29 protein-coding genes are annotated in these 25,299 nt (G+C 48.4%); 3 read left to right on the forward strand and 26 right to left on the reverse strand.

Annotated elements, in window-relative coordinates; genetic code table 11:
- Position 1: 1 nt before the first annotated feature.
- From B5E53_RS02070 to gpr, 9 genes are all read right to left on the reverse strand, one after another.
- Positions 2 to 406 carry an acyl-CoA hydrolase gene (locus B5E53_RS02070; RefSeq protein ID WP_087312305.1) on the reverse strand — a complete coding sequence of 135 codons (405 nt, stop codon included), beginning with the start codon at positions 404 to 406 and terminating at the stop codon, positions 2 to 4.
- A 133-nt stretch (positions 407 to 539) separates the two neighbouring features.
- A complete protein-coding gene (locus B5E53_RS02075) occupies positions 540 to 995 on the reverse strand; it encodes a beta-alanyl-CoA:ammonia lyase (RefSeq protein ID WP_242963482.1) in 456 nt (151 codons plus the stop codon).
- Positions 996 to 1,171: 176 nt separating this feature from the next.
- Positions 1,172 to 2,125: an AEC family transporter gene (locus B5E53_RS02080; RefSeq protein ID WP_087312307.1), complete on the reverse strand. Its 954-nt coding sequence runs from the start codon at positions 2,123 to 2,125 to the stop codon at positions 1,172 to 1,174.
- A gap of 119 nt (positions 2,126 to 2,244) precedes the next feature.
- The gene (locus B5E53_RS02085) at positions 2,245 to 2,727 is read right to left on the reverse strand and encodes a DUF1097 domain-containing protein (protein ID WP_242963483.1); all 483 of its coding nucleotides are present in this window, start codon (positions 2,725 to 2,727) and stop codon (positions 2,245 to 2,247) included.
- Positions 2,728 to 2,828: 101 nt separating this feature from the next.
- Entirely contained in the window at positions 2,829 to 4,643 is a 1,815-nt protein-coding gene (gene lepA / locus B5E53_RS02090) for a translation elongation factor 4 (protein ID WP_087312309.1), read from the reverse strand.
- Positions 4,644 to 4,732: 89 nt separating this feature from the next.
- Positions 4,733 to 6,103: an MATE family efflux transporter gene (locus tag B5E53_RS02095; protein WP_087312311.1), complete on the reverse strand. Its 1,371-nt coding sequence runs from the start codon at positions 6,101 to 6,103 to the stop codon at positions 4,733 to 4,735.
- A gap of 63 nt (positions 6,104 to 6,166) precedes the next feature.
- On the reverse strand, positions 6,167 to 7,177 hold the full coding sequence (gene trpD, locus B5E53_RS02100) for an anthranilate phosphoribosyltransferase (RefSeq protein WP_087312313.1): 1,011 nt from the start codon (positions 7,175 to 7,177) through the stop codon (positions 6,167 to 6,169).
- 592 nt (positions 7,178 to 7,769) lie between these two features.
- Positions 7,770 to 9,002, reverse strand: coding sequence for a stage II sporulation protein P (gene spoIIP, locus B5E53_RS02105; RefSeq protein ID WP_162611748.1), 1,233 nt, complete (start codon positions 9,000 to 9,002; stop codon positions 7,770 to 7,772).
- Positions 9,003 to 9,125: 123 nt separating this feature from the next.
- Positions 9,126 to 10,145, reverse strand: a complete 1,020-nt coding sequence (gene gpr, locus B5E53_RS02110) for a GPR endopeptidase (protein WP_242963484.1) — start codon at positions 10,143 to 10,145, stop codon at positions 9,126 to 9,128.
- Between the two features lie 223 nt (positions 10,146 to 10,368).
- Here gpr and rpsT point away from each other — a divergent pair, with 223 nt between their 5' ends.
- Complete coding sequence (rpsT, locus tag B5E53_RS02115; RefSeq protein ID WP_162611749.1) at positions 10,369 to 10,632, forward strand: 30S ribosomal protein S20; 264 nt, start codon at positions 10,369 to 10,371, stop codon at positions 10,630 to 10,632.
- Between the two features lie 94 nt (positions 10,633 to 10,726).
- On the opposite strand, the gene holA is transcribed toward rpsT, so the two are convergent.
- The 14 genes from holA to B5E53_RS02180 all read right to left on the reverse strand — a co-directional run bounded on the left by holA (position 10,727) and on the right by B5E53_RS02180 (position 22,448).
- Positions 10,727 to 11,719: a DNA polymerase III subunit delta gene (gene holA, locus B5E53_RS02120; RefSeq protein ID WP_162611750.1), complete on the reverse strand. Its 993-nt coding sequence runs from the start codon at positions 11,717 to 11,719 to the stop codon at positions 10,727 to 10,729.
- 141 nt (positions 11,720 to 11,860) lie between these two features.
- Positions 11,861 to 14,476 (reverse strand): ComEC/Rec2 family competence protein, encoded by a 2,616-nt coding sequence (locus tag B5E53_RS02125; protein ID WP_087312321.1) that lies wholly within the window; start codon positions 14,474 to 14,476, stop codon positions 11,861 to 11,863.
- Positions 14,477 to 14,520: 44 nt separating this feature from the next.
- Positions 14,521 to 15,495 carry a GerMN domain-containing protein gene (locus tag B5E53_RS02130; RefSeq protein ID WP_087312323.1) on the reverse strand — a complete coding sequence of 325 codons (975 nt, stop codon included), beginning with the start codon at positions 15,493 to 15,495 and terminating at the stop codon, positions 14,521 to 14,523.
- 19 nt (positions 15,496 to 15,514) lie between these two features.
- Positions 15,515 to 16,921: a HAMP domain-containing sensor histidine kinase gene (locus B5E53_RS02135; protein WP_242963485.1), complete on the reverse strand. Its 1,407-nt coding sequence runs from the start codon at positions 16,919 to 16,921 to the stop codon at positions 15,515 to 15,517.
- 28 nt (positions 16,922 to 16,949) lie between these two features.
- Entirely contained in the window at positions 16,950 to 17,639 is a 690-nt protein-coding gene (locus tag B5E53_RS02140) for a response regulator transcription factor (protein ID WP_087278947.1), read from the reverse strand.
- A gap of 13 nt (positions 17,640 to 17,652) precedes the next feature.
- Positions 17,653 to 18,450 carry a helix-hairpin-helix domain-containing protein gene (locus B5E53_RS02145; protein ID WP_140401424.1) on the reverse strand — a complete coding sequence of 266 codons (798 nt, stop codon included), beginning with the start codon at positions 18,448 to 18,450 and terminating at the stop codon, positions 17,653 to 17,655.
- A 227-nt stretch (positions 18,451 to 18,677) separates the two neighbouring features.
- Complete coding sequence (locus B5E53_RS02150; RefSeq protein ID WP_087312327.1) at positions 18,678 to 19,424, reverse strand: peptidoglycan recognition family protein; 747 nt, start codon at positions 19,422 to 19,424, stop codon at positions 18,678 to 18,680.
- Positions 19,425 to 19,429: 5 nt separating this feature from the next.
- Positions 19,430 to 19,624 (reverse strand): hypothetical protein, encoded by a 195-nt coding sequence (locus tag B5E53_RS02155; protein ID WP_140401425.1) that lies wholly within the window; start codon positions 19,622 to 19,624, stop codon positions 19,430 to 19,432.
- Positions 19,625 to 19,631: 7 nt separating this feature from the next.
- Positions 19,632 to 19,808 (reverse strand): hypothetical protein, encoded by a 177-nt coding sequence (locus B5E53_RS19035; protein WP_162611751.1) that lies wholly within the window; start codon positions 19,806 to 19,808, stop codon positions 19,632 to 19,634.
- Positions 19,805 to 20,389: a PF13754 domain-containing protein gene (locus tag B5E53_RS02160; RefSeq protein ID WP_087312331.1), complete on the reverse strand. Its 585-nt coding sequence runs from the start codon at positions 20,387 to 20,389 to the stop codon at positions 19,805 to 19,807. Before B5E53_RS02160 ends, B5E53_RS19035 begins: the two co-directional genes overlap by 4 nt.
- 4 nt (positions 20,390 to 20,393) lie before the next feature.
- Positions 20,394 to 21,287 (reverse strand): Ig-like domain-containing protein, encoded by an 894-nt coding sequence (locus B5E53_RS02165; protein ID WP_087312333.1) that lies wholly within the window; start codon positions 21,285 to 21,287, stop codon positions 20,394 to 20,396.
- A complete protein-coding gene (locus B5E53_RS02170; protein WP_087312335.1) occupies positions 21,287 to 21,523 on the reverse strand; it encodes a holin in 237 nt (78 codons plus the stop codon). Before B5E53_RS02170 ends, B5E53_RS02165 begins: the two co-directional genes overlap by 1 nt.
- A 13-nt stretch (positions 21,524 to 21,536) precedes the next feature.
- Positions 21,537 to 21,845: a hypothetical protein gene (locus B5E53_RS02175; RefSeq protein ID WP_087312337.1), complete on the reverse strand. Its 309-nt coding sequence runs from the start codon at positions 21,843 to 21,845 to the stop codon at positions 21,537 to 21,539.
- A gap of 57 nt (positions 21,846 to 21,902) precedes the next feature.
- A complete protein-coding gene (locus tag B5E53_RS02180; protein ID WP_087312339.1) occupies positions 21,903 to 22,448 on the reverse strand; it encodes a hypothetical protein in 546 nt (181 codons plus the stop codon).
- A gap of 60 nt (positions 22,449 to 22,508) precedes the next feature.
- Here B5E53_RS02180 and B5E53_RS19040 point away from each other — a divergent pair, with 60 nt between their 5' ends.
- Complete coding sequence (locus B5E53_RS19040) at positions 22,509 to 22,847, forward strand: hypothetical protein (protein WP_162611752.1); 339 nt, start codon at positions 22,509 to 22,511, stop codon at positions 22,845 to 22,847.
- Between the two features lie 461 nt (positions 22,848 to 23,308).
- On the opposite strand, the gene xerA is transcribed toward B5E53_RS19040, so the two are convergent.
- Complete coding sequence (gene xerA / locus B5E53_RS02185) at positions 23,309 to 24,301, reverse strand: site-specific tyrosine recombinase/integron integrase (protein ID WP_087312341.1); 993 nt, start codon at positions 24,299 to 24,301, stop codon at positions 23,309 to 23,311.
- Between the two features lie 83 nt (positions 24,302 to 24,384).
- On the opposite strand from xerA, the gene B5E53_RS18810 reads away from it, so the two are divergent.
- The gene (locus tag B5E53_RS18810; protein WP_140401426.1) at positions 24,385 to 24,606 is read left to right on the forward strand and encodes a hypothetical protein; all 222 of its coding nucleotides are present in this window, start codon (positions 24,385 to 24,387) and stop codon (positions 24,604 to 24,606) included.
- 3 nt (positions 24,607 to 24,609) lie between these two features.
- On the opposite strand, the gene B5E53_RS02190 is transcribed toward B5E53_RS18810, so the two are convergent.
- Both B5E53_RS02190 and B5E53_RS02195 read right to left on the reverse strand, forming a co-directional pair.
- On the reverse strand, positions 24,610 to 25,110 hold the full coding sequence (locus B5E53_RS02190; RefSeq protein WP_087312343.1) for a hypothetical protein: 501 nt from the start codon (positions 25,108 to 25,110) through the stop codon (positions 24,610 to 24,612).
- Positions 25,110 to 25,298, reverse strand: coding sequence for a hypothetical protein (locus B5E53_RS02195; RefSeq protein WP_087312345.1), 189 nt, complete (start codon positions 25,296 to 25,298; stop codon positions 25,110 to 25,112). Before B5E53_RS02195 ends, B5E53_RS02190 begins: the two co-directional genes overlap by 1 nt.
- Between the last annotated feature and the right edge of the window lies 1 nt (position 25,299).

Here is a 25,299-nt window from a genome sequence, read left to right on the forward strand (position 1 = left end):
ATCATTTCTCTCCTTCTGTCTCTTCTTCTCTTCGCTCCGGAATCTCATACTCAAAAATTCCCACAGTAGATATCGGCGGATCAACCATCATATCAATAGAACTTGGAAACGGTGGATTCTCCGGCAATTCACAGACCTTAAAGGAACGGACCTCTATGACCGCTTTTCCACCGGCTTCCTCGTTCAGCCTTGCCTTAAATTCCATATAATCTCCGGCATGACAAGGCACAAACAGGCGAATTTTTCTTACTTTGCTGCATCTTCCTACATTTCCGTATAATTTTGCCATCAGCCTCTCTGCCACATCTCCCATATATGTAATAGAACGGGCGCCATTGACCACTCCGCCTCCATAAAATACATCTCTGTCAGACATCCTGTACCGCATTGTTACTTCTTTTGACATCTCTCATCTTCCTTTCTGTCGTTTTTGTCTTATCTTTTCATTTCCTCAGCTCATCTGATTTAATGCTGCAACTCACTTTTTTGCTGCTCCGCTTTTTTCTGTCTTCTCCGACATAACATCTGTCATCCCGCATTTACAGATCCAGTTCTCTCCACGGATCGATGACCGCGCCGTCCGGCTGTTCGCCCCGCTGTAATTCTTTTTTCACCACCAGGACAACCGTACCCTCAGAAATCAGCTTCGGTTCCTCAAAGTAATACATGTCTCCCGGTTTCGCATCCTTCTTTCCCATTCTCGACGCCAGCGTCGCTACTTTATAGGTAGCAATCCGGCAGGTCCTCGACGTATTGCCTACCTTTACCATCTCTGCCACAAAATCCAGCTGATCGCCGATATAAGCATCCTCATAAAGTTCCACGTCCGTATAACCAAGACACAAAGACTCATCTCCGTCATTTAATATCATCAGTTCTGTCTCCACATCTCCGATAAAATCAAACTGGCGGCCAAAAGGAATTCTTCCTTCCGGATCATTGGCATCCGCCGTTGTCATCTTGTAACTTAATACCGCTTTTCTTCTTGTACTCACTGTCTTACCTCCTGTATTTTTTCTTTTTTATTTTTACGCACACATTGATGTGTTACTGAGAATTTTAAGTCATACCGCAAATGCACAGTCAACCATTCCAAGAAAATATTTTTAAAAAAAATTTCCTGATTTTTCAAAAACCCTCCCGTCTTCGATACTTTCCAATCTCTAAACACCTATATTTTTTCGACAAACACTGCAAACACCGGCAGAGTAAGAAAACAAAAAAGTGTGGACAGCAGCACAGTTCTCACTGCAAACTCGCTGTCCGTCCGGTATTGCCGGCTGAAAATAGCCGCCACTGACCCCACTGGCATAGCAAAACTCAGCACCACAACTTTATCCATAAGAGAAAGTGCGCTTTCTCCGGGCAAAAGAACTCGTTTTATCACCAGAACTGCCGCCAGACAGAGAGCCGGCACCAAAATCAGCTTGCAGATACTTATGATATAATTCTGCCACCGGGAAAAAATCTCTCTTCCCTTCAGGCCTCCCAGCTGAAAGCCGATCATAAACATGGTCAGAGGCGTTGTGGCGTTTCCCAGTATCTCCACCGCCCCTCCCAAAGCTGCCGGCAGAGTAATGCCTCCGATAAACAGAACCATCCCCGCCAGGACTCCGGCCATTCCCGGGCTCAGCATTTTCTTCCACTCTGCCTTTATATGCTTTCCCGCAGACAGCTGGATCAGAAAAATTCCCACTGTAAAAATGAGGATGTCATTGACCATCTCGACAATGGCCATGAAAAATACAGCTGTTTCTCCATACAAAACCCTTGCCACAGGAATTCCGATAAATCCGGTATTGCCAAATAGTAACATAAAGGCTGTGAGATATTGCCTTTGTCTGGAAAATTTCAGACACCGGGCAAGGGGAACACTCAAGAGAAGCAGCAGGATAAAAACGATCATACAGATGATAAAAATGCATCCGCTCTTTTTAAGAATATCCATAGAAAATTCCATCTGCATGGCGTCGATCACCAGACAGGGCCAGGTGAGATTGACAATAATGCTGTTGACCGCATCCCCCTGTTCTTCCGTGATCATCCGGCCTCTGCGAAATATCACGCCGGGAATCACCATAAGAAAGATCATCAGCATCGAGGACAACACCGATCGTATTACCATTTCTTTTCTCCTTTCCTTCTCGAACCCTGCGAATAACAGCAGAACATGCTGAGTAAACAAAAAGAGCTGCAAATTCCTGATTTTTAAATCATGAATTCACAGCTCTTTTTTTGCTTGTTTTAATCCAGCTCTTCTTTTCCATTTCCGGATACTATCCGATACAGCCATGCGCCGCTGGTATCACAGGCCCATCCTAAAAATGCCCCTATTATAATAGAAGGAACTAAAAGTTTCCAATCACCGCCTGCTGCAAAAGTCACAAAACATCCAAGAAACGTTCCAGGCGTGAAACTGAATAACTTGAATTTTGTGATAATGCAGATGACAAAAGAAATGATTCCACTCCATATGCCAATATTTCCCCAGACAGGGAAGAAATTTCCCAGAGTGATGATTGTCATACCGCAGATAACTCCTGCCAAATTCGGAATAATGGCATTCTTCAATCCGGCCACGCCATGCTTTCCTGTGGCAAAATAGGTGGTGCATCCTGCGAAACCGGCCCAGCCGAGAAGTCCCACAGCTCCGGAAACTCCGGTCCAGACGCCGCACAAAATACCTGTTGTAATACTAAGTGCCAATAAAGAACTTATTTTCTTCATCCTGTCTCCTCCATGATTTTGATGGTTGTATCCTATCATGGAGAAAATTTTTCAACAAGGACATCTGTCCCACTCTACCAAAAATCCAGATTAAAAACATCCTAATCCTCATCCAGCTTCAGCACGCTCATGAACGCTTTCTGAGGAATCTCTACATTGCCGATCTGACGCATCCGCTTCTTTCCTTCTTTCTGTTTCTCAAGAAGCTTCTTCTTCCGGCTGATATCGCCGCCGTAACATTTGGCAAGGACGTCTTTCCGGACGGCCTTCACCGTCTCTCTGGCGATGATCTTGCTGCCGATGGCCGCCTGAATCGGAATCTCGAAGAGGTGTCTTGGAATCTCTTCTTTTAATTTCTCGCACATCTTTCTGCCGCGCTCGTAAGCGGAAGATGCATGGACGATGAAAGAAAGGGCGTCCACAGTCTCCCGGTTGATAAGGATATCCAGTTTCACCAGATCCGACTGCACATAACCTTTCATCTCGTAATCAAAGGAAGCATAGCCTCTGGAACGGGATTTTAACGCGTCAAAGAAATCATAGATGATCTCATTGAGCGGCAGATCATATTTTAAGAGAGCTCTCGTCTCTTCCATATATTCCATGGAAACATAAGTGCCCCGGCGCTCCTGGCAGAGCTTCATGATGGATCCCACGTATTCTTTGGTCACCATGATCTCGGCAGAGACGATCGGCTCCTCCATGTACTCGATGGTGGACGGGTCCGGCAGGTTGGTCGGGTTGGTCAGATCAAACACTGTGCCGTCGGTGAGATGAACCTTATAGATAACGCTCGGTGCGGTGGTCACCAGATCCAGGTTATACTCCCTCTCCAGACGCTCCTGTACGATCTCCAGATGGAGAAGTCCCAGGAAACCGCAGCGGAAACCGAAGCCCAGTGCCACGGAGGTCTCCGGCTCATACTGCAGTGCCGCGTCATTCAGCTGCAGTTTCTCCAGAGCATCCCGCAGGTCCGGATATTTGGCGCCGTCGGCCGGGTACAGACCGCAGTACACCATCGGGTTTACCTTTTTGTATCCCGGCAGCGGCTCAGCACACGGGTTGTCCGCATCGGTGACCGTGTCGCCCACCCGGGTTTCTTTTACATTTTTCAGGCTGGCGGTGATGTAGCCTACCATGCCTGCAGAAAGTTCATCACATGGAATAAACTGTCCGGCGCCGAAGGTTCCCACTTCCACCACATCGGCTTTGGCGCCGGTGGCCATCATGAGCATGTTGGTACCTTTCCGGATCGTTCCCTCCATGATACGGGCGAAAATAATGACGCCTTTATAAGAATCATAAAGACTGTCAAAAATCAATGCCTGCAGCGGATGATCCGGACTTCCTCCCGGAGCCGGGATCTTCTTCACAATCTGCTCCAGCACCTGATCGATGTTGATACCGTTTTTGGCCGAAATCCGCGGCGCATCCTCCGCCTCAATGCCGATGACATCCTCGATCTCCGCCACCACCCGGTCCGGATCGGCGCTCGGCAGATCGATCTTGTTGATCACCGGCATGATCTCCAGATCATGGTCAATGGCAAGATAGACGTTGGCAAGGGTCTGAGCCTCAATGCCCTGGGCCGCATCCACCACCAGGATGGCGCCCTCGCAGGCTGCCAGGCTGCGGCTCACTTCATAGTTAAAGTCCACGTGGCCCGGTGTGTCAATCAAATTGAAAATGTATTCCTCTCCGTCTTCTGCTTTATATATGGTACGCACGGCCTGAGACTTAATGGTAATGCCGCGCTCTCTTTCCAAATCCATATTGTCAAGAACCTGGTCCTGCATCTCCCGGTCAGTGAGCAGACCGGTCTTTTCGATGATACGGTCTGCCAGGGTAGACTTTCCATGGTCAATATGGGCGATAATACAAAAATTCCGAATTTTACTCTGGTCAATTCCAGCCAAAATTGCTCCCTCCTGTTATTTCACTCTCACCGCCATGTGGGCGGGAATTTTCTATATTTTATCTAACAAACTACATCCAGCTTACTATATCATGAATTTTCCGGAACTTCCACATCTGTTTTTTCAGACAGAATCTTTTCTACCTTTTTCAGGCAGTAAAGACAGGTCGGCACCACATACATGGCCGCTGTCACCCAGGCAGCCTGGTCCGTAAAACAGATGGCGGTAAATCCCCATACCGGAACAAAGATAAGACTCACCGCTGTCCGGGCGATCATCTCCACCACGCCGGACAATACCGCCCGGCCGGAATATCCCAGTCCCTGTACACAGAGGCGGACAATGATAAGAATACCGAGAATCCAGTAGAAAAATCCCGAGTAAAAAAGCATTTCCCTGGAGGCATCTAACACCGCTGTCTCACCCGCGTCCACAAAGATCATAGACATCTCTCTTCCAAAGAAAATCAGCACCAGACCGATGAGGATACCGTAGAGAATGCCGGCCAGCGTTCCCTGCCGCAGCCCCTGCCTGATCCGGTCCACTTTTTTTGCGCCGTAGTTCTGACTGCAGAAGGTGGAAACCGCCGCCGCCATGGCGTCAAACGGACACATGGTAAAGTTCTTCAGGCGGGAAGCCGCCGTGTTGGCGGAGACGTAAATACTTCCCAGATTGTTGGTGGCCGCCTGCATGACCATGCTGCCGATGGCCGTGATGGAAAACTGCAGTCCCATGGGAAAGCCCATGACCATCAGCGTTTTCATCAGATCTCCCCGGATGGCGCACTCTTCTTTTTCCATGTGCAGCACCGGATATTTCTTTATGATATAGATTAAACAGAGCACACCGCTCATGAGCTGGGACGTGATCGTCGCGATGGCGGCGCCTGCCACACCCCAGTGAAGGGTGGTGATACAGAAAATATCCAGGAAAATGTTGGCAACACAGGCAAAAGCCAGGAACAGAAACGGTGTCCGGCTGTCTCCCACCGCCCGCATGATACTGGAGGTCAGATTATAAAGCAGGGTAAACGGGATTCCCAGCAGAATAATCAGAAGATAAATGTATGCGTCCGAAAATATATCATCCGGCGTTGCAAGAAGTTCCACGATCTGCGTGCAGAATACCCCGCAGAGGATGGTCAGCACCACGGCCATCACCGCCGTGATAATAAAACTGTTGAACACAAACCGCCGCATGGTACTGTAGTCTCCCGCGCCAAAACGCTGGGCCACGGGTACGCAGAAACCAGTGCAGGTTCCGATGCAGAATCCCAGAATTAAGAACTGCACACTGCTGGAAGCGCCGACTCCGGCCAGCGCGTTGGTTCCAAGAAAACGCCCCACGATGGCGGCGTCCGCCACATTGTATCCCTGCTGCAGCAGATTTCCCGCCAGCAAAGGCAGGGCAAATTTCAGAATCAAGAGGAGAGGATTGCCCTCTGTCATATCTTTTGTCATAAAAAATCTCCCTTCCTGCCGTCTGCAGAACCTGCCTGCGGCAAAAAGGGAGCATATTTTCTCTTATTCTTCGTTGGACAAACGGATGAATTCTTCCAGTCTCGCCTTCGCGGCGCCGCTGTCGATCAATTCTCCTGCCATACGAATTCCATCTTTGAGAGTCTCCGCCTTCCCGGCCACATAGAGTCCTGCACCTGCATTCATTAATACTGCATTTCTTTTCGGGCCTTTTTCTCCGTCCAGAATGGACAGCGTGATCTGTGCATTCTCCTGCGGAGTTCCTCCGGCCAGCTCTTCTTTCTTACATTTTTCAAAGCCGAACTGTTCCGGCTCAATCTCGTAAGACTGGAAACTTCCGTCCCTGATCTCACACACGGAAGTCTTCGCGCTCATGGATATCTCATCGAGACAATCCTGACCGTATACCACCAGGGCATTCTTTACACCCAGATTGGCAAGCACTTTTGCCAGAGGCTCCACCAGTTCCTTTTCATAAACGCCCATGACCTGCATGCTGGCTCCCGCCGGATTGGAAAGTGGTCCAAGAATGTTGAAAACCGTGCGGATTCCCAATTCTTTCCGCACATTGGCCACATAGCGCATGGCTGTGTGGTACTTCTGCGCAAAGAGGAAGCAGATATTGATATCCTTTAACATCTGTGCGCTTTTTGCCGGTGATACCATGATATTCACGCCCAGAGCCTCCAGCACATCGGCAGCGCCGCATTTGCTGGAAGCGGCCCGGTTGCCGTGTTTTGCCACCGGCACTCCGCCGGCCGCGATGACCAGGGCCGAGGTGGTGGAAATGTTAAAAGAATTGGACCGGTCTCCGCCGGTTCCCACAATCTCCAGCACATCCATATCATTTAACAGACGCACACAGTGGGCGCGCATGCCCGCCGCTGAGGCGGTGATCTCATCAATGGTCTCGCCTTTCATGGCAAGGGCCGTCAGATAGGCGCTCATCTGAATATCGCTGGCCTCTCCGGTCATAATCTCATTCATGACAGCCTCTGCAGTCTCGTAACTTAAATCCTGTTTTCTGCTCAAACTCATAATCGCTTCCCGAATCATCTTTCATTCCTCCAATCATATTGCTCTGATTCGCATTCCTCTATCATGGAAAAATGTATGATCCGCAGCAGTCAAAAAGTTCTTATGCGCGAAAAAACACCTGTCCATGACAATGTAACAGTTACTTTGTCAAGGACGGGTGTATACTAATCCAGAAAATGTATCCCGGTTCCTCCGCCTCAAAAGGAACAGTCCCCGAAATACGGTTCCGGCACTACATCCGCGGTGCCACCTTGTTTCACAATCTCTTGTGCTCTTTATGAGATACCATCATATCTCTGACAACTGACGTATGTCTTACGTCGCAGTATACTCAACCTGCCTGCAGCTTCATTTCTCTGCGAATGTTTATGCAGATCAATTCTGCCTGATGGCCTTCGCCCTTCTGCAAATCCCGGCATTGGTCTTTGACTGCGCCCTCAGTGGGCCATTATGATAATCTGCGTTCGGCCCGGCTCTCACCTCCCCGGACTCTCTGTGCGCGCACAACTATTTTTACTTCCACTTCAACGGTTTATGAACAAACGAAATCAATATTTTTCTATTCCTGTTAATTAAAACACAGAATCCTTTCTTTGTCAATTCTGAATTTCTATTGTCTGTAGGCTTTCTCCCCGCTTAACAGACGATACAGCATTTCCGCCAGGGGCTTCATGGCGTTCTTCGCCTCGGAAACCGTATTGTTCTGCGCTCCTACCTCAATGAGCACCGCCCGCCTGGCCAGATGCAAATTATAACGGTATCCCTTTATGTATATTTTCCGGGTAAAATCCGGATAATATTTGGCTGCCAGCAGCTGCATCTGCAGGCTGAACGCCAGATTCGCGGATTTGTTTGGATTTTTCAGATACGTGAGCTCTCCGCTTTTTAACCGGCTCACTCCATTGAAAAACATAATCTGCGCCGTGTCTTTTCCATCCACTTCTGTCACCAGATGAATAGAATCCTCCACCGAGTCCCGGTGCAGGTCAAGAACCACCTGAATGGACGGATTCTTTTTGAGCGTCGCCTCCACGCTGTCCCCGGCATAATCATAGGCTGCGTTTCTGTCCAGCTCCCCGTTGACCTGGTCATAAATGGAAGTATCATGGATAGAAGCGATACCGTAAGAAGCCAGCTCTTTTTTCAGAGCTTTTCCCACATCCAGCACGCTGCCGCTTTTCCCCTTCTCTTCTTTGTAAGTCTCGCTGCCATGGGTATGATAGATCAGCACCAGCGGTTCTTTCCCGCTGTCCCCATCCAGATCCACAGACAAATCTTCCGTGACAAGCTTCTTTCCGTTCAGATCCTCTCTGGTCATTGTCGTGGTACTGTCCACAATATAAAAATGACTTAGCAGGAAATCATAATCTGACAATTCTTTTATGGTATAACTGGCTCCCTCACCTGTGGTTTCCATGGTTCCGGCATCTTTTTTCTTTTTTTCCACCGACTCATCGTCAGATTCCGTAAAATAATCCGGCACAGCGTCGCTATACAGGGAAGAAAAATTATCCACGCCCTCCCAGTAATCCACACTGTACTGCTGCAGGGGAAACATTTCTGTCTGAAGCGCATAGCGAAACAACGGCAGAAACAAGCTGTCCTCTTCCAGATAATTCTCGTAGGAAAGGATGGGCACCAGCTCATTTCTTGCGTTGCGGATACCGTTGATGCCTGCATCTTTGATGATCTCCGCGCGAAGCGGGATCCTCTCTTTCAGTTCTTCCCAGAGGCCGCTCCGCCCCGGTTTGCTGTCTGATACCATCGCCATCCAGAGAATGACGAACACCACAATCAATATCATTTCCACCATCCGCCCAACGCGGCCAAAACTCTGCTCCATCCTGTCACGGCTCCTTTTTGACTGTCTTCCCGCAGACCATCTTATCCATCGCCCTCTTCGGCGCATTTTCCAGTCTTCCATAAATCCAGTGTATGCCTGTCCGTGAAAAATATGACCCGCATTTTAATTGCCTTCATCCCGATGGTTCTTCGGCTTCCGGGCAATCACCCGGTTGATGCCCTCGGATATGGTGTAGCTGATTCTCCTGACCGATTCATCAATCTCCTTTGGTGTCACAAACAGCCCGAATAATTCTTCACGGAGAGAGTTTGCCATAAAACTGTACTTTTCCTGATCGGACCAGGATTCATAGAGCGCAAGCATTCTTTTGTCCCCCAGAGATTCCAGAAAACACTGCATAATATCCCCTGCTATGGCGGGAACCGAGATTACCGTGGGAACCCCGACGGCAATAACCGGAATTCCCATGGTTTTTTCTGAGATTTCTTTCCGCTCATTTCCCACACCGGCGCCGGGCGCGATGCCCGTGTCACAGATCTGAATAGTTTTGTTGAGCCGGGCCGAAGTCTTTGCCGCCAGGGCATCGATGACCAGCAGCGCTTCCGGCTTTGTCTGATCAATGACCCCCTTCAGAACCTCCCCGGTCTCCATGCCGGTTTGGGCCATGACCCCCGGAGCGATGGCCATGGAAGCCCGCATTTTCCCGGAAAATGCATATTCTTCCAGATGCCCTGTGATAAAAAGATTTTTTATGACCAGAGGCCCCAGCGCATCGGGCGTCACTTCCCGGTTGCCAAGACCGGCCACCAGAATTTTCTTCCGGCTGCCCAGCAGTTTTTCCAGATGCTGCGCCAGAAGAGCGCTCATCTCTTCGTGGAACGCTCCGTCATTGTCCGCCAGGTCCACGCCCTCCAACGTAATGTAAACTCCCTTCGGTTTGCCGAGAATCCGTTCCCCCTCCTCGTTGGTCACGGTGATGATGGCCTCCTTCAGTCTGCCGCCCTCCCGCTTTCTTTTCTCCACGTGAATGCCGCTGCCAAAGGAACGGGAATCCCGCTGCTCCCTCTGATCTCTCATCCCGTCTGATTCCAGCTCTTCCTGAAGCTCCAGAGCCAGATCCGTGTGCGCTGTATGTCTTATTGTGCGCGCTGTATTGTTATCTTTCATATGATCGTATCCCATGACATTTCCTCCTGCTTTAAAAAGCAGTATGCCCTCACCAGCAGGAAGTTATCCGTTTTTTACATACAGCACAAAAAATCAGAATTTTTTGCAAAATTTTTTTAAATTCCCTATTGACAAAAACAAAGCTTATCACTAAAATGTAATAGTATGTTTACATTACCGTGTCCAGTATGAATGTAAGGCAAAACATAGAAGTGAATATATTTTGGAGGTGTACAGATTGGCTAATATCAAATCTGCAAAAAAAAGAATTTCAGTAATCGAGAAAAAAACATTAAGAAATAAGATGATCAAATCTAAAGTAAAAACATGCGTGAAAAAAGTAGAAGCTGCCATCGCACAGAACGACAAGGAAGCAGCTAACGCAGCATTACAGGTTGCCATTTCTGAAATCAGCAAGGCAACATCCAAGGGAATCTTCCACAAGAACACATCTGCAAGAAAGATTTCCCGTCTGACAAAAGCTGTCAACAAGATCGCCTAGTTTTTACTGTCGAGAGAATATTTTATAAATAGAAACCCGGAAAGAGCGGCTGCTTTCCGGGTCTTTTTTGTGTCAGATCTTCTGTTATCCCGATTCAGGCAATCCGCTCCGACAGTCCCACGATCAGCGTCTCAAGACCAATCTGGTCACTGATCCGGCCGGTCTTGATCTCCTCCTCAATCTGGATACAGGAAGAAATGCAGTGTTCCAGCGTCTTTACCGTGTAGCCTCTGAGCTGCGCCGCATTTTTCCGGATGGCAAACACAGGGATTCCCGCCGCCTGGGCGATGTCTTTGTCCGGTTTATGCCGCCCTCTCATATCGGCGATCAACAACAAAATCCTGTACTGCCGCGCGATGAGAAACAGAATCCGCATGGACGGTTCCTTTAACAACAGCAGGTCATCATAATACGAGAGTGCCCGGCGCTTATCTCCCTCAGCAATAGCCGCCACCAGATCAAAAATCTTATTCTGCACTTCCCCGGAAGTAATCTCTTCGATGTCCTCCCTGGTAATCTCCGGCCGCTCTCCCACATAGGAAATGAGCTTATCCGTCTCATTTTTGATCTGAAACATATCGTCTCCCACCCGCTCCAGAAAGAAACGTACATCGCTCTCCCGGATTCGTTTCTTCTCCTTGGCCAGAAGTGCCGCCACCCAGCGCATGAGTACTTTCTCCGTCTGATCTTTTTTTAAAAACTCTCCCACATAGCCGTTCTTTTTGATCCATTTATAGGCTTTGGAGCGCTTATCCACCTCCGGCTCACAGATGATCATGCAAGTGGTCTCCGGCAATGACTGAAAGATCTCAATGAGCGCATCCTTTCCGCTTTTCAGGATTCCCGTCCGGTCCAGGAGAATCACCCGCTTTGCGGCAAAGAGAGGATAGGTCATGGCCAGCTCCCCAAGCTGCTGCATATCAATCTTGCTCTCCTCGAACACCGCATAATTCATCTCATCCCCTTCTGCCACCAGAGCATGGATCAGAAGCTCCTTCGCCTGGAGAATGAGATAGCTCTCATCACCCGTCAGCAGATATACTTTATGAAATTCCTGTTCTTTGATTTGTCGTCTGATTTCTTTCATGTTCCCTTTTCCATCCATATATACTGTCCCGCATCGTTCATCCGTGCTTCCTCAGACACCCGTAAAAATGCAGGGCCATTTTTACTTGTTTCCCCGCCATTTTACCATGTATTGAAATGCCCGTCAATTTTCATGCCGGCTTCAGCGGCCTCCACAAAACGTCCGGGTCTTCCACCGCTCTCCGTCCGTCTCCACAAAGATAGCGCCGCTTTCCGCAGTCATCAGGATCTTCGCTCCGCATCCTTCCAGACGTTCCAGGGTTTCCTTATGAGGATGTCCATACCGGTTATTTTTCCCAGCGGAGATGAGCGCCGCCTGCGGCGATACTCTCTCAAGAAATGCGTCGCCTGTGGAATATTTTGAACCGTGATGGGCCACCTTTAAAACTTCCCATATGGTTTCTTCCGGCATCGCTGTGCCATCGGATTTCTTTTCATCGCCAGTGTTCTCTCCGGCACCGGATTTCCCGGCGTCATCCGCTCCGTTCTGTTCCCCGGATTGCGGCCATTTCCCGGCTTTTCCTTTCCCATCAAAGAACTGACACAGCGCTTTCTCACCGGATGCTTCCAGGTCACCGGTGAAGAGGGCGTCAAATTCTCCATACTCCAGATGAAATACCAGAGAAGCGGTATTTTTATCTTCCGTCTCAAAACCGTCAAAGGGATGCAGGCACTCAAGGCCGGCCCCATCCGGGAACCGGATACGGTCTCCCCGCTGGAAATATACCACCTCCGCTCCGGCCTTTTCCGCCCTGCCGGCAAATGCAATCAGATCATCAGTCTCCTGCCCGCCCGGCAGCAGCAGATGCCCCACGGGATATCCGGCTTCCAGAAGCTCCCCGATGCCGGAAATATGGTCGGCGTCCATGTGGGTGGCAACCACGTAATCAATCTCCGCGATTCCATAGTACTGGAGTGCCGGTGTGATCACGTACTGTCCGACACCGGAGCGGGAAGTGCTGCCGCCATCAATGAGTACCGATTCCCCGCCGGGCATCTGAAGAAGAATACTGTCGCCCTGCCCCACATCGAGCATAGTGATCTGAAGCCGACGGCCGGACGGCGCCGCCAGGCACCAGAGTCCAAAGAGCAGCACGGCCCGCAGCCCCGTTTTCCAGCGGCGCCGGTACCAGATGTAGAGAAGAAAACCTTCCAGCAGATAGAGACCCGCCATCTCCGGCAGCGACGGACATCCCGGCATCCACACAGCTCCGGGCAGCTGACGCATGTGTTCCAGAAAGAAATCAAAGAAAGTCAGTACCATCTCCGCCGGAAGGATGAGGATATTTCCCAGTACAGCTCCAGCTGTGTCTGCAAATCCTCCAGAAAACACCTCCAGCCCGCCGGTTCCTCCCGCAGACAAGAAGAGGCTGCCGGCAATCCCCGCCACGATAGCGCTGACCATCATGGGCGTCATGCAGGGGATGACCAGAAGATTGATAAAAACACTGTAAGGTGAGAATGTAAAAAACACCCGGAGCACAATGGGCAGCGTCACCGCGCTGATGACCGTGCTGGATAGCAGCGCATCGCCACACTTCTTTCGCAGCCGGGGCAGACGGTATATCCGTCCGTCTTCCTCCCCTCTTCTTTTTTGAGCCAGCTCTTTTACCCGGGGCAGCACGCAGCCGATGGCAAAGATAGCGGCAAAGGACATCTGGCATCCGCCTTCCAGCAGTCTCCAGGGGGATTCCAGAAGCATCAGGAGGCCGGCCAGACTCATGGAGGAAGCCATATCGTAACAGGCGCCAAAATATTCCGCTCCCAGATAGACGGCATACATGATGACTGCCCGGACAATGGAATTACCGAAGCCTGTCATACATCCATAAAATAACAGCAGAACCAGTCCCCCGGCACAGGCGGGCGCATAACCGATTTTTCGCTTCCGAAGGAAGCGGAACCAGCTTCCCGCCAAAATGGATACATGGAGTCCCGACACAGAAAGCAGATGAGCCACGCCGTTCTCCTCATATCTTTGTTTCTGTTCCTCAGAAAGCGCAGATTTATCTCCCAGCACCATGGCGTCCAGAAGAGCTGCGTGATCCCCGCCCAGAGTCTGAGCATACACCGCATCCATCCGCCTCTTGATTCTGCAAGCGATCCTTGCCAGGGAAAAACGTTCCCTGGCCTCCCTCCATCCGCTGTCAGCAAAAAACTGACAGGAAATCCCCCGGGACTGATAGTAAACCTCACTGTTAAACTCCCCGGGGTTGGTGGGTACCGACAGAGCCGTCAGATCTCCCTGGCAGCAAATCCAGTCTCCCGGCCACAGGACGATCCCGCCTTCTTTTAAATGAAACACCCGGCATTTTCCCCGGATCTGCTTCCATGCAGCCTCACCGGCATTTCTTTTTCCTTTCAAAGAAGAATCCTGTTGGGGATTATTCTTCTCTTTTCCAATATAGCCCGATAAAAACTGCGCCTTTTCCAGAGTAATATCATACTCTCCCTCCTCATCCACGTTTAAAAACGCGATTCTTCCGCGGATCGTACCATGCATGGGAAGTGTCTCCCCGGGCAACGGCTCTTTGTTGGCCTGCGCCCCCATAAACAGCAGAAAACCTGCCAGCGCAAAAATTGATACCAGAAGAATATACATAAAAAAACAGCCCTGCCGTTTCCGCCATACCAGAAAACAGATTCCTGTCAGCAAAAAAAGCAGAGCCGGAAAAGCTCCTCCCTTAAAACCGAATGATATGGCGGCGGCCTCTCCAAGCACAAGTCCGGTCACACACGGAAATAAAGGTCTTTTCATTATTCCTCCAAAGGGAGACGGCAGCTGCCGCCTCCGGATTTTATTTAATTTTTGATACTTTCTACCAGAGAATAATTATTGGTCATCATCAGATGAAATGAATCAAAATCTCTGAGAGACTTCATTTTCTCCCCTTCCACCGTAAACTGCACGGAAGTGGCATTTCCCAGGGAAGTGATCGTATTTACCATGGCGTATACCATCACCTTTTCTTCCACCCCGGGAAGAACATTTTCAATATCTTTGCTCAAATCCACATAACAGACACCGTTGTGGATCTGCGTCTGATTGATGAGCAGATCAGATGGCAGAGGGCTCTGCGCCTCCAGTCCGTCCGGCACTTTCATAAGCTCCAGAAGAACCCTCGTCTCCATGGGCATATTATCTGTGGATTCCAGATTGGTTTTGTATTCCACCAGATTATCCCCATCCATATCCGCATAGTAAAGGGTTACCTTTTCGTCATTGCCAAACAGCTTCCCTGCCTCTTCTTCCAGTATAAACGTATCTGCGTTCATGGCCCCGATCGGATTATCGTCGCTGCCTAAAAGACTGTCCCCGTTGATGGTAAAACGAACGGAATCCACTCCTTTGATCTGCACCAGGGACTTCACCACCGCGGCCCGGAGAAGAATCTCTTCCGAATCTTTCAGCTGTCGGTATCCGGCTCCCATATCCACGGTTTCTTCCACCCCGTCAAGCACGATGGAATTCACAGCCACCCCGGCAGATATTGCCGGTTTATAGGTATCTGTACGGTTATTCTCCGTATCGGACAACCGCGATACCACCTCATAGGACGCCATGAGTGCGTCGTCGGTGTTCTCCAGCGTATATTCCTCCGTATGGAAACCGTCGCCGCTGGCGTTCAGATAGTAAAGCAGAATGGTTTTGTCATCCGCTGTCGTCTCTTTCTTTGTCTCAGTGGAAGTATTCTCCGCCGATGCGCATCCGCCGCCGGCAGCTGCCAGCATCAGGACCAGAAGAAGCAGAGATATCTTTTTCAAACATGTAATCATAACTTCATCTCCTCCTCATCTAGCCCAGATAATTTAACGGAATACGGATAATAAAGGTTGCCCCTTCCCCTTCCTTGCTGTGTACACGTATGGAACCTTTGTGAAGCAGAATCACATTTCTTGAAATAGCAAGTCCGAGGCCAGTGCCGCCGGTCTCTCTGGAACGGGCCTTATCCACCCGGTAGAACCGCTCAAAAATCTGCTCCTGGCAATCTTCCGGAATACCTACTCCGGTATCTTTCACCCGGATATAGAAAAACTTATGGTCACCGTTCAGGGAAACGTCCACCTTGCCGCCGTCATGATTATATTTCACGGCGTTCTCTATGATATTATTGCAGGCCAGGGATAGCTTCACTTCATCTACTTCCGCCACCACCTGACGCATGGTCTCCAGACGGATCGTGATATTCCGCTGTTCGGCGATCGGTGAAATTCTCTTTAGGAGAACTTCCAGCAGTTCGTTGATATTGGTCGGCGCGATATTCAGATCCGCCGAGGTCTTGTCCATCTTGACCAGTGTCAGCAGGTCGTTGATAATCTGATTCTCCCGGTCAATCTCATGGACGATATCATTCATAAAATCTTCATAAATCTCTGTCGGCACGTTCTCCTGCATGAGAAGGGAATCCGCCAGAATCTTCATGGACGTAATCGGAGTCTTCAGCTCATGGGAGACATTGGAGACAAATTCCTGCCGGGAATTCTCCAGCTCTTTGTAGCGGTTGACAATCCTGTTGAAAGATACCGCCATCCTGTTAAACTCCTGAAATCCGACTTCCGACATATTGTCTTCCTGGTGTCCCTCGGCAATGATGTCCAGCTCTCCCTGCATGGTCTTAAAGGACTTTCTCATGAACATTACCAGAAGGATCGTGACAATGAGAGTAATCAGAAAGAACAGTCCCGTAAGAGTCGCCCGCTGATCGTACAGGTAGGCGATCATGCTATGCACGTCATCCATGGAGGCGAGCGCCAGGACCACGGCTTCGATATCTCCGTTCTCCTGGTTATAGGCACAGGAAATCACCTGCATATTATCACCGATAAAACTGTAACTCACATTCTCTCCGCCGAAGGCCCGAATCAGTTCATCTGTCACATAGTATTGTCCGTAATTCTTATTATAAGTATCGGCAAGTATCTCAAAATGATCATCGATAATCAGGATACGCCCGCCGATATCATTGGCAAGCTGTTCCAGCTCATAAATATTTGATCCTCTGTCATCCGATGTACTCGTCATGTTATACGCGTTTATTCCGTTCAGCATCAGCTGATTGGCCAGAATCCCGCACTGTTTTTCCACGTAGGACGCTTTCTGTTCCATCGCCTTCTTCTGATAGGAACGGACCATATGGTCTGTGGCAATGGATAGAAACAGATTAAATACGATCATAAAGATAACGCCCACCACGTAGGTCATGGGAATATACCGGAAGATTTTCTTTTGACTAATCCTGGAAATAATATCCTACCCCCCATTTAGTATGGATATAAACCGGCTCGCCCGGATTCTTTTCGATTTTTTCTCTCAGGCGCCTGATATGTACATCCACTGTCCGCACATCACCCGGGTAATCATAACCCCAGACAATGTTCAGAAGATTCTCTCTGCTGTAAACTTTATTCGGATGGAAGGCAAGAAGTTCCAGAAGATCATATTCTTTTGCGGTCAGCCGCACTTCTTTTCCATCGGTAAATACTCTTCTGCTGTCGCAGTCAATCTTGAGACCGTTTTTCTCCAGTATCTTTTTCTTGTCATCTTCCGTTGTCTTTCTGGTACTCCTGCGCATGATCGCCTTGATTCTCGCCTTTACCTCCAGAATATTGAAGGGCTTGGTGATATAATCATCCGCGCCGTATTCCAGCCCGAGTATCTTATCCATGTCCTCTCCCTTGGCCGTCAGCATGATGATTGGCATATTGGAGAACTCCCGGATCATCTGGCAGACCTCAAACCCGTTGAGCTTCGGAAGCATCACGTCAAGAAGAACGATATCATACTCGGTCTTCTTTGCCATCTCCAGCGCTTCTTCCCCGTCATAGGCACAGTCCACTTCCATATCATCCTGCACCAGGGAAAACTTAATTCCCTTCACTATCAAACGTTCATCATCGACAACCAGCACTTTTTTTCCCATAATACACCTCGAGTTATACTGTAATCATATTTTTAATCTTTTCAAAAATGCCCTCGCCAATGCCGGAGACATTTTTGATCTCATCTATAGAAGAAAACGCACCGTTTTCTTCTCTGTAAGAAAGAATGGCCTCCGCCCTGGACTCTCCGATTCCGGACAGAGTCATCAGCTCCTGCGCTCCTGCCGTATTAATATTGACCGGCGCTTCCTCTGTGTCCCCGGTACTTTCCGGGAATCCGCTGCCGGAAGAATACTCTTTGGAAACATCCGGCGCACTGACTCCCTTACGGGATGCTCCGTCAGCGCCCGCTCCGGAACCTGCCGCCTCTTCCCGGGACGGCACATAAAGCTGCATGCCGTCCTCCAGCAGCGCAGCCAGATTGACCGCTGAGACGTCGGCCTTCTTGTTAAATCCTCCGGCGCTCTCCACAGCTTCTCCCGCACGGGTTCCAGCCGCAAAGGTATACAACCCCGGATTCTTCACGCAACCACAGACATGTACATAAATCTCTTTCTCTTCTGTACCGACCTTTCCGGCCTCTGTGGAAGCCGATGTGCTGCCGCTCTCTCCGGCTTCCGTGACAGCCGATGTGCTGCTGCTCTCTCCGGCTTCCGTGACAGCCGGTGTGCTGCCGGCCTCTCCGGGCTCTGCGGCGGCCGATGTGCTGCCGGCTTCTCCGGCTTCTTTTGTGATCACCGACTGTCCCTCCGGCACCGGATGCAGGAATTCCCTGCATCCGCTGCAAAATAACAGCAGACAGAACAGACAAGCCGCAACGCTCCATCTCTTTCTCTGTACTCCGTACTTCAAGTTAAGAACACTCCTTCCCAACCCGAAGCAGACGTAAAAATCCGTAATCTAGTATATAATACCTAAATTTCGTTTCAAATACAAGGGGGAAGGTTTATTTTACTTTAACTGGACCTTAAAATTATCAACGAATTTATGCCCTTTATAATGATTTTTTGTTACTAACGTGTTACTAACCGTTTCGTTTAATTATAACCCATTTGGCACAATTCTATTACATAAAGGCTTTAATCGTCTTTGCGGTTCAGGCCATCCGGTTTGATCAAATTACCATTCTTGGCCAGCTCAAACAGCGCATTTTTTACTTTTCCCTTTTTGCAGTTTGCAGCAGCAATCAGGGATAAATTATGTTCGCCGGCGCCAAAGCCACGTTTGTGCAGGAAGTCTTCAATTCCATCACAAGTATCTGGTGATTTAAGCGGCGCAAAGCACCCGTCTTTTTTCTCTGCCACTTTCGTTCCCTCCTCTGTAATCGTTTTCTTGAATTTTTCCCAGCCGCTGTTGTTCTTTCCAGTCCAGCGACCCGGGCAGGATTTTCCGTTGACATCCCAATGCCGAATCACTCGGCTAGCTGGAATATCATATTTTTCCATCAGGTATTTTGTCAGTTCCACTGTCTGATCAAACACCTTGTCCGGAACAGACCTCACGCAATTACACATCTCGATGCTGATGCTGTTCGCATTGGTGCATTTCTGATAGTAGGCGCCGGCACCGTTAGAACGGGAATAAAAACCGCCGACTGACCAGGCGACTGATTTGACCGGTACCGATTTGTAAACATAATTCCCGCCATCCACAAAATAATGGGCGGAGGCATTGCGGTTTGCGCCCTGAAAGTATTTGCAGTTATTGACCGCAGTGTCACCGTTATTTCCGGTGTAGTGGATCACAATGTACTTGATATCGTCCACGCTGCGGGTACCACCGTAATTGCTCTTGTGTGCCATCTCTTTTTTAAATTTTAATGCCATACTGATCACTCTCCTTCCGTTACGCAGATCTCGTCAATATCGGCCTGCGTGATATCCCCATAACCCAGTTTCGCCTTGACCTGAGAAATAAAATCAGCTATAGATATTTTCTTAATGTCCGATGATCCGGTTATCATGTATTCCGAGTCTGACAGCGTACTGGTCGATGTCAGATCTTTGATCAAAATTCCCTCATCCACAATAACATCACCCCTTCGTCGTTACAATTGGCCTGCCATCGGCCCTGGTCAGTATCTTTCCGGACGCCGTGGCCAGCCCGAAGATTGTCTTTTCTATTTTTACAGACAATCGTATCGCTCCCTTTGTCTGCACCGGGTTGGGCGTGATATTCACACCTGTTATCTTTACATTTGCAGCCGTCATTCCATCACCCGCACTTCCACTGTGTCGATCAGCACCTCATCCGCAATGGTATAGATCACCCGGAATTTATACGTGCCAGGTTCCTTCGGGGCGATGACCGTATCGATGATATGCTCCCGGATCACGCAGGTGCCGCTGTCTTCCGGCACCTGCTCACCCATCTTCTGCAGCACGTAAGAAGCATCCAGAATATTGAAATCATCCTTCATGGATGAACAGATCTTTAATTGCACGTGCCGGGTCTCGCCCAGATCCATCACGATTTTTAAATTATTGATACTATCACCCCCATGACATAATCGCGCGTAATACTTCCCCGGCAGGATGTTTGTACTAAATCTATCCGGCAAAATATCGGCCCAGAAAGGATACGGCTCCAATCGCACACACAGCGCATCCAGATCGACCGTTAAGATATACCGCGTCGTAAATGCCGTGTTCCCGTTATCATCATAGGCTGTCAATTCTATAATGTAGATACCGGTCAGATTTTTGGGGATAACCGCCTCCCAGTCATCCCCCTGTACATGATTAAATATGATATCCTGTCCTTCCACCTTGCCCACCAATCTGATAACCATAGGCTTAGTCCGTAACTTTGACGCGGATTACGAATGTATCCCCGGCGCCCACCGGGTTATCAACGATCTCCACGCTGACAAATACTGGTGCTCCAGTGTCTTTTGTCACATGGCGGACAATAGTCGTGCTCTTGCCGGCGCTGTCTGTCGCAATGACCGTAATCGTATTCTCTCCCTCAGTCAAGGTAACTGCCTTACTGAAAGAGCCGTTTGACTGTACTGTTACAGGGTCGCCATTAATGGTCACTGTCACAGGGCTGGACGTCGCGTCATTGGTCGTACCGGACACAGTCACAGTGTCTTCATTGGTCTTAAGATTATCGGCTGGCGACGTTAAGTTCAGCGTTGGTGCCACTGTATCCACGGTAAACTGCACCGACTTCTGGGCCGCCGCATTTCCGTCATGGTCACTGGCATTGATGTAAATGGTATGGCTGCCGTCACCCAGCGCTGTCTCCGGCGTATACGAACAGGTATATCCCTTACCGGATGGTGTCTTTGTAATGCCTGTCGATACCGCGCTGCCATTATCAATCTTGACCGTGATAGTATCCGGATCCACGCCAGAATCATCGTCTGTGATACTAAACTGGATGGTCGGCTTGTTGTTTGTAAGATGTGCGCCATCAGTCGGGCTGTTAATCGTAATGACCGGTACAACTTTCTCTTTTACAACCAGCTGACATTCTTCCTGAAAATCGCCCATTGAAGCGTTGATGGTCGTATCATTGCCAGAATCATCTGTAGCTGTAATCTCCACGCCGTAATAATGGCCAGGCTGATTGTAAGATGACGACGTTGGCGCCGTTGTCGTCGCTTCCCAGAAACCGGTTCCATCATTATAGGTCAAATTAACTGTCTGGCCGTTTATTTTGGCCTTGACCGATTGTACTGCCATTATTCACTCACCGTCCCTTCCACCTCTGGAATTCCGGCCACGCTGGTCAGTACCGACAACACCCCGGCCAGTGCTGCTGTGGATCCGACAATGCGCCAATCTACCGCCCCCAGTGTGACGGCGGCACCAATCGCGCCGATCGCGGACTGCGCCATCGTTTTGACTGCGCGGACGCCGGCTTTCTTGCACCAATCTACTGTGTTTACGTCCATTCTAAATACGCTATTTTTAAACATCTTTTTATACCTCCTACATTCCAATCAACTTAAATATGTATCCAATGACAATACCCAAAATCACAGTCAAAACATGGCTGGCCGCAGCCCTCCATTTCTCTCCATCCCTCCCCTCCAGAACCTGCAGGCGCTCGCCCTGTGATTCCTGCTCTTTGACCATGCTTTCAATGCTCAGTGCCAATTTTTCCACGGATATCGTCAATGCTCCAATCTGCTTTGTATTTTCTTCCAGCAGACCAATCCGTTTGTCTTGGCGGCGGTTTTCTTCTTCCAGCCTGCGGCGGAATTCCTCGTGCTCTGCTCTCGTGATCGGTGTATCCATCTCTACCTCCTTCCTTGTGATCAAAATAAAGGCGGCCCAGAGGACCGCCGAATAATACTATTTTGCTTTTTTGACCACGACGCAGCCGCCGTACCAGTCATCTCCGCAGCGCTTACGGATTTCCCGGTCCACAGTCACAGTCTTATACCTGCCATCTGAAAAGCGCTTAAATTTCCGGCCATTCCACAGGATGACAGCCGTATGAATCGGATTTTTCTCCTCAAACAAAACCATGTCACCACGCTTTAATGCTTTTTTCATCTCCGCCTTACTGATTTTCTCATAAAATTTTGCCGGATTCTCCGGAGCCAATTTATTAATAGCTGCACAAACCTGCCGCAATGAATACTTTGCCTTTCCGTTCAGGTTATAGTGATCACGCATATATGCATAGCATTTCTCCATAGATTTCTTTTTGCCCACAAATCGCAGAGCCATATAGAATCCGGCCAGACTGCAGCCATGATTCTGGATAAAATTATCCGCAAAATCATGCTGAGATGGTACCGGTACACTCCGGCCATCTGGAAATTTGATTTTATACGGATACTTTTTCTTCCTACTTGATTTCATGGTTGGAACAATATCAAACAATTTTCCCATGCTACCTCCATTAAAGACCCAAAGGTCTTGTGAAGGCTCAGCTCTTGATTAAATGGGAATATGAACTGGTCCGATGCAATCACCCTGGGATCTACTTACGGCATTGAAATGAAATATCGATATAACAAATATTTCGTAGAAATACAATATGGTGGGACATTACCATCAGGCGTTGGATTCGGTGCAGGTACAAATGGCTATGAATTTCCATCTATGCCGGAAGAATTCCTTCCAGGTTCAAATATTCGACAACCGATTTTTTGCCCTGGAAATGGAAATAAATTGTGTATACGTATATATCCGTGGGCCACAGATAAATGGTCAATCGCACCCGGAAGTGTGGGGATTACATCTGTGCAAGAATATATCGCAGGAACGTTCGTATACGCTAGAAGATAAACACTAAAACCACTCTATAGGCGTAACACACGCCTGAACTATAGAGACAGAAGATAACCCGTCAAAATTGTGATAAAAGTCTATCTTTATAGTCGTACGATCTGATAAATCTGCAACGTAAAAATCAGATATAGCATTATCTTGATTAGACATATGCTCTTTTAAGTTATATTTTTTAGCAGTAGGCGCTTGGATTCGTGTTCCAAAAATAGGTGCGCCTGAAGATGCAACCGCATTAATTGATAAACTCCATTCAATTTTGTAACTGCCGGGATCTAAATCAAATGACAGTACTGTTGTCCACTGGTTCTTTGTTACGGCTACACCACTACGTCCCCTGACTTTACTTATCTTCCCATTTAATCAAGAGCTGAACCTTATTTATAGTTACAAAATTATGACATGCAAATAAAACCTCCGTTTTCGCAGGTTTGAATGAACTTGTAATAATTACTTACATGTTATGCGATATATTTCTTATGTGACATCTTTACACTGGTTTTTGTCACCGTACAATAAATCAGTGTTGTATCGGCCTTCTCATGCCCCAGCATCTGCTGTACTTCCTGCAATGGCATACCCCGATTCAGGGCATCCGTAGCCAATGTCCTCCGGAACCGGTGCGGGTGCGTCTTTTCTACCTCCGCCCGGCAGCCCAGATTATGTAGCACTGACCAGATTCCCTTCTCTGATAACCTCCGGTGTGGTTTCTTCGTCCAGACAAATAATGCCGGATTGTTGTCCATCCGGGAATCCAGATACTTCTTTAGATGAATACACGCCTTTGGATTGATAAACACCTCTCTTTCTTTTGCTCCCTTGCCATATACGATACACTCTCCTTCAGTAAAATTAATCTGGTCTCGATTTAACTGCACCGCTTCACTGACACGGACACCCGTAGAATACAAAAATTCCATGATGGCCAAATCCCTTTCCCGTTGACACTCCATTCGCAGGTGCTCCATGTCCTCTGCTGTAAACGGCTGCTTTATCACCTTCGGCGCTTTAATCGGTGGAATGCGACGCATCGGATTCTTTGCAATCAGCCCCTCCTCGTGCAGCCAGGCGAAAAAACTGGATAAAGTAGCGCGCATATTATTTAGCGTTGTGTTCCCCACTTTCCGGCGCTCTTTATACGTTGCCAGATAACACCTGATATCATTGGTGTCTGTTTCCAGCAATGGCCGCCGAAGATTCAGGATAAATTTCTGCAAATTAAAACGGTATAGCTCGATTGTCCTGTCAGAACATCCGGCCAGATGCTTCACAACCAAAAACCGCTTTGCGTACTCCTCCGCGCTGCCATCATATACCGTGACTTCGGTGGATTGTCGCTCTACCGAATATTCATCCAGTACAACGGACATCACCCACTGCAGTATTGTCACCTGATCAGGATCGAGATGTTCATGCATCTTTTCCAGAACCGCTGCTATCAACTTTTCCTTCATAAATAAAGACCTCCTTATTTTTTCTTATATTATAAGGAAGTCTCTCTTCCCATTTACCAATTAATTGATTAAATGGGAAGTTTGTGTATGAATCAAAAGTAATTGATGCAGAAAATGATAGTTGGTACTATTTTGCCCCTCCTGGATCGAGTTATGAATTAATATCCGCAATGAACGGAAATTGGGACGCAAAGGGTGTGCGCGTAACAGGCGTGGCAAAACAGCCAAAAACAAATGTAGGTATCGTATTCTTCGAAACTCCTGTTACTGGAAAAATGCGAATTAATTTATTATGGATAAAATAGTCGCTATTGATTATCCAGTGTACTATCTACTATTATAGGAAATACAAATGCTTGTTTTAAATTGACAAACGGGTATTGATTTTGAATATTATGGTAAAAATCAATATATATGGTCGTTTTTTGCGAAAAAGAAACCCACGTAAAGCATGAAATCGAACTCTCCTGGTTGGAAATGTGATTTTGTAATTCCTGCTGCTGTTCAGAACCCCATCGGATTCTGGTACCCCAAATAGAGCCGGAAGACTGCACGGAGCCTATCTTGCATTTCCACATGACCAAATACTGACCAGCCTCTAACTGGAAATTCATGATATTAGTCCACTTTAGTGGATCAATATTACTACCTACCCATGCACCAAACTTCATCATCTTCCCATTTAATCCAGCAATGGCTCCCTTGATTGTCCCATCACCAATACCGGAAATGTCTGCATATCCAATCACCCCCATAAATTTCTGCCATACTGCTGCAATCGCCTGTTTTAATGTTAATGCTGTCGCCATTATACATCGCCCTCCGTTCCTATTGATGTTACCACTTCTGCCTGCTCTGTCGTCACACAGACCTCGTCGATATCGTCTTGCGTGATTGCTATCTTGGTATTTAAATCTGCCGTAGTTGCCCTCGCCACAGCATCCTTAAACAAATACAGCGTATCCCGTATCTGCATCCCCTTGATTGTCACATCCATC

It is taken from the genome of Eubacterium sp. An11, assembly GCF_002161065.1.
Classification (GTDB): Bacteria; Bacillota; Clostridia; order Lachnospirales; family Lachnospiraceae; genus Anaerobutyricum; species Anaerobutyricum faecale.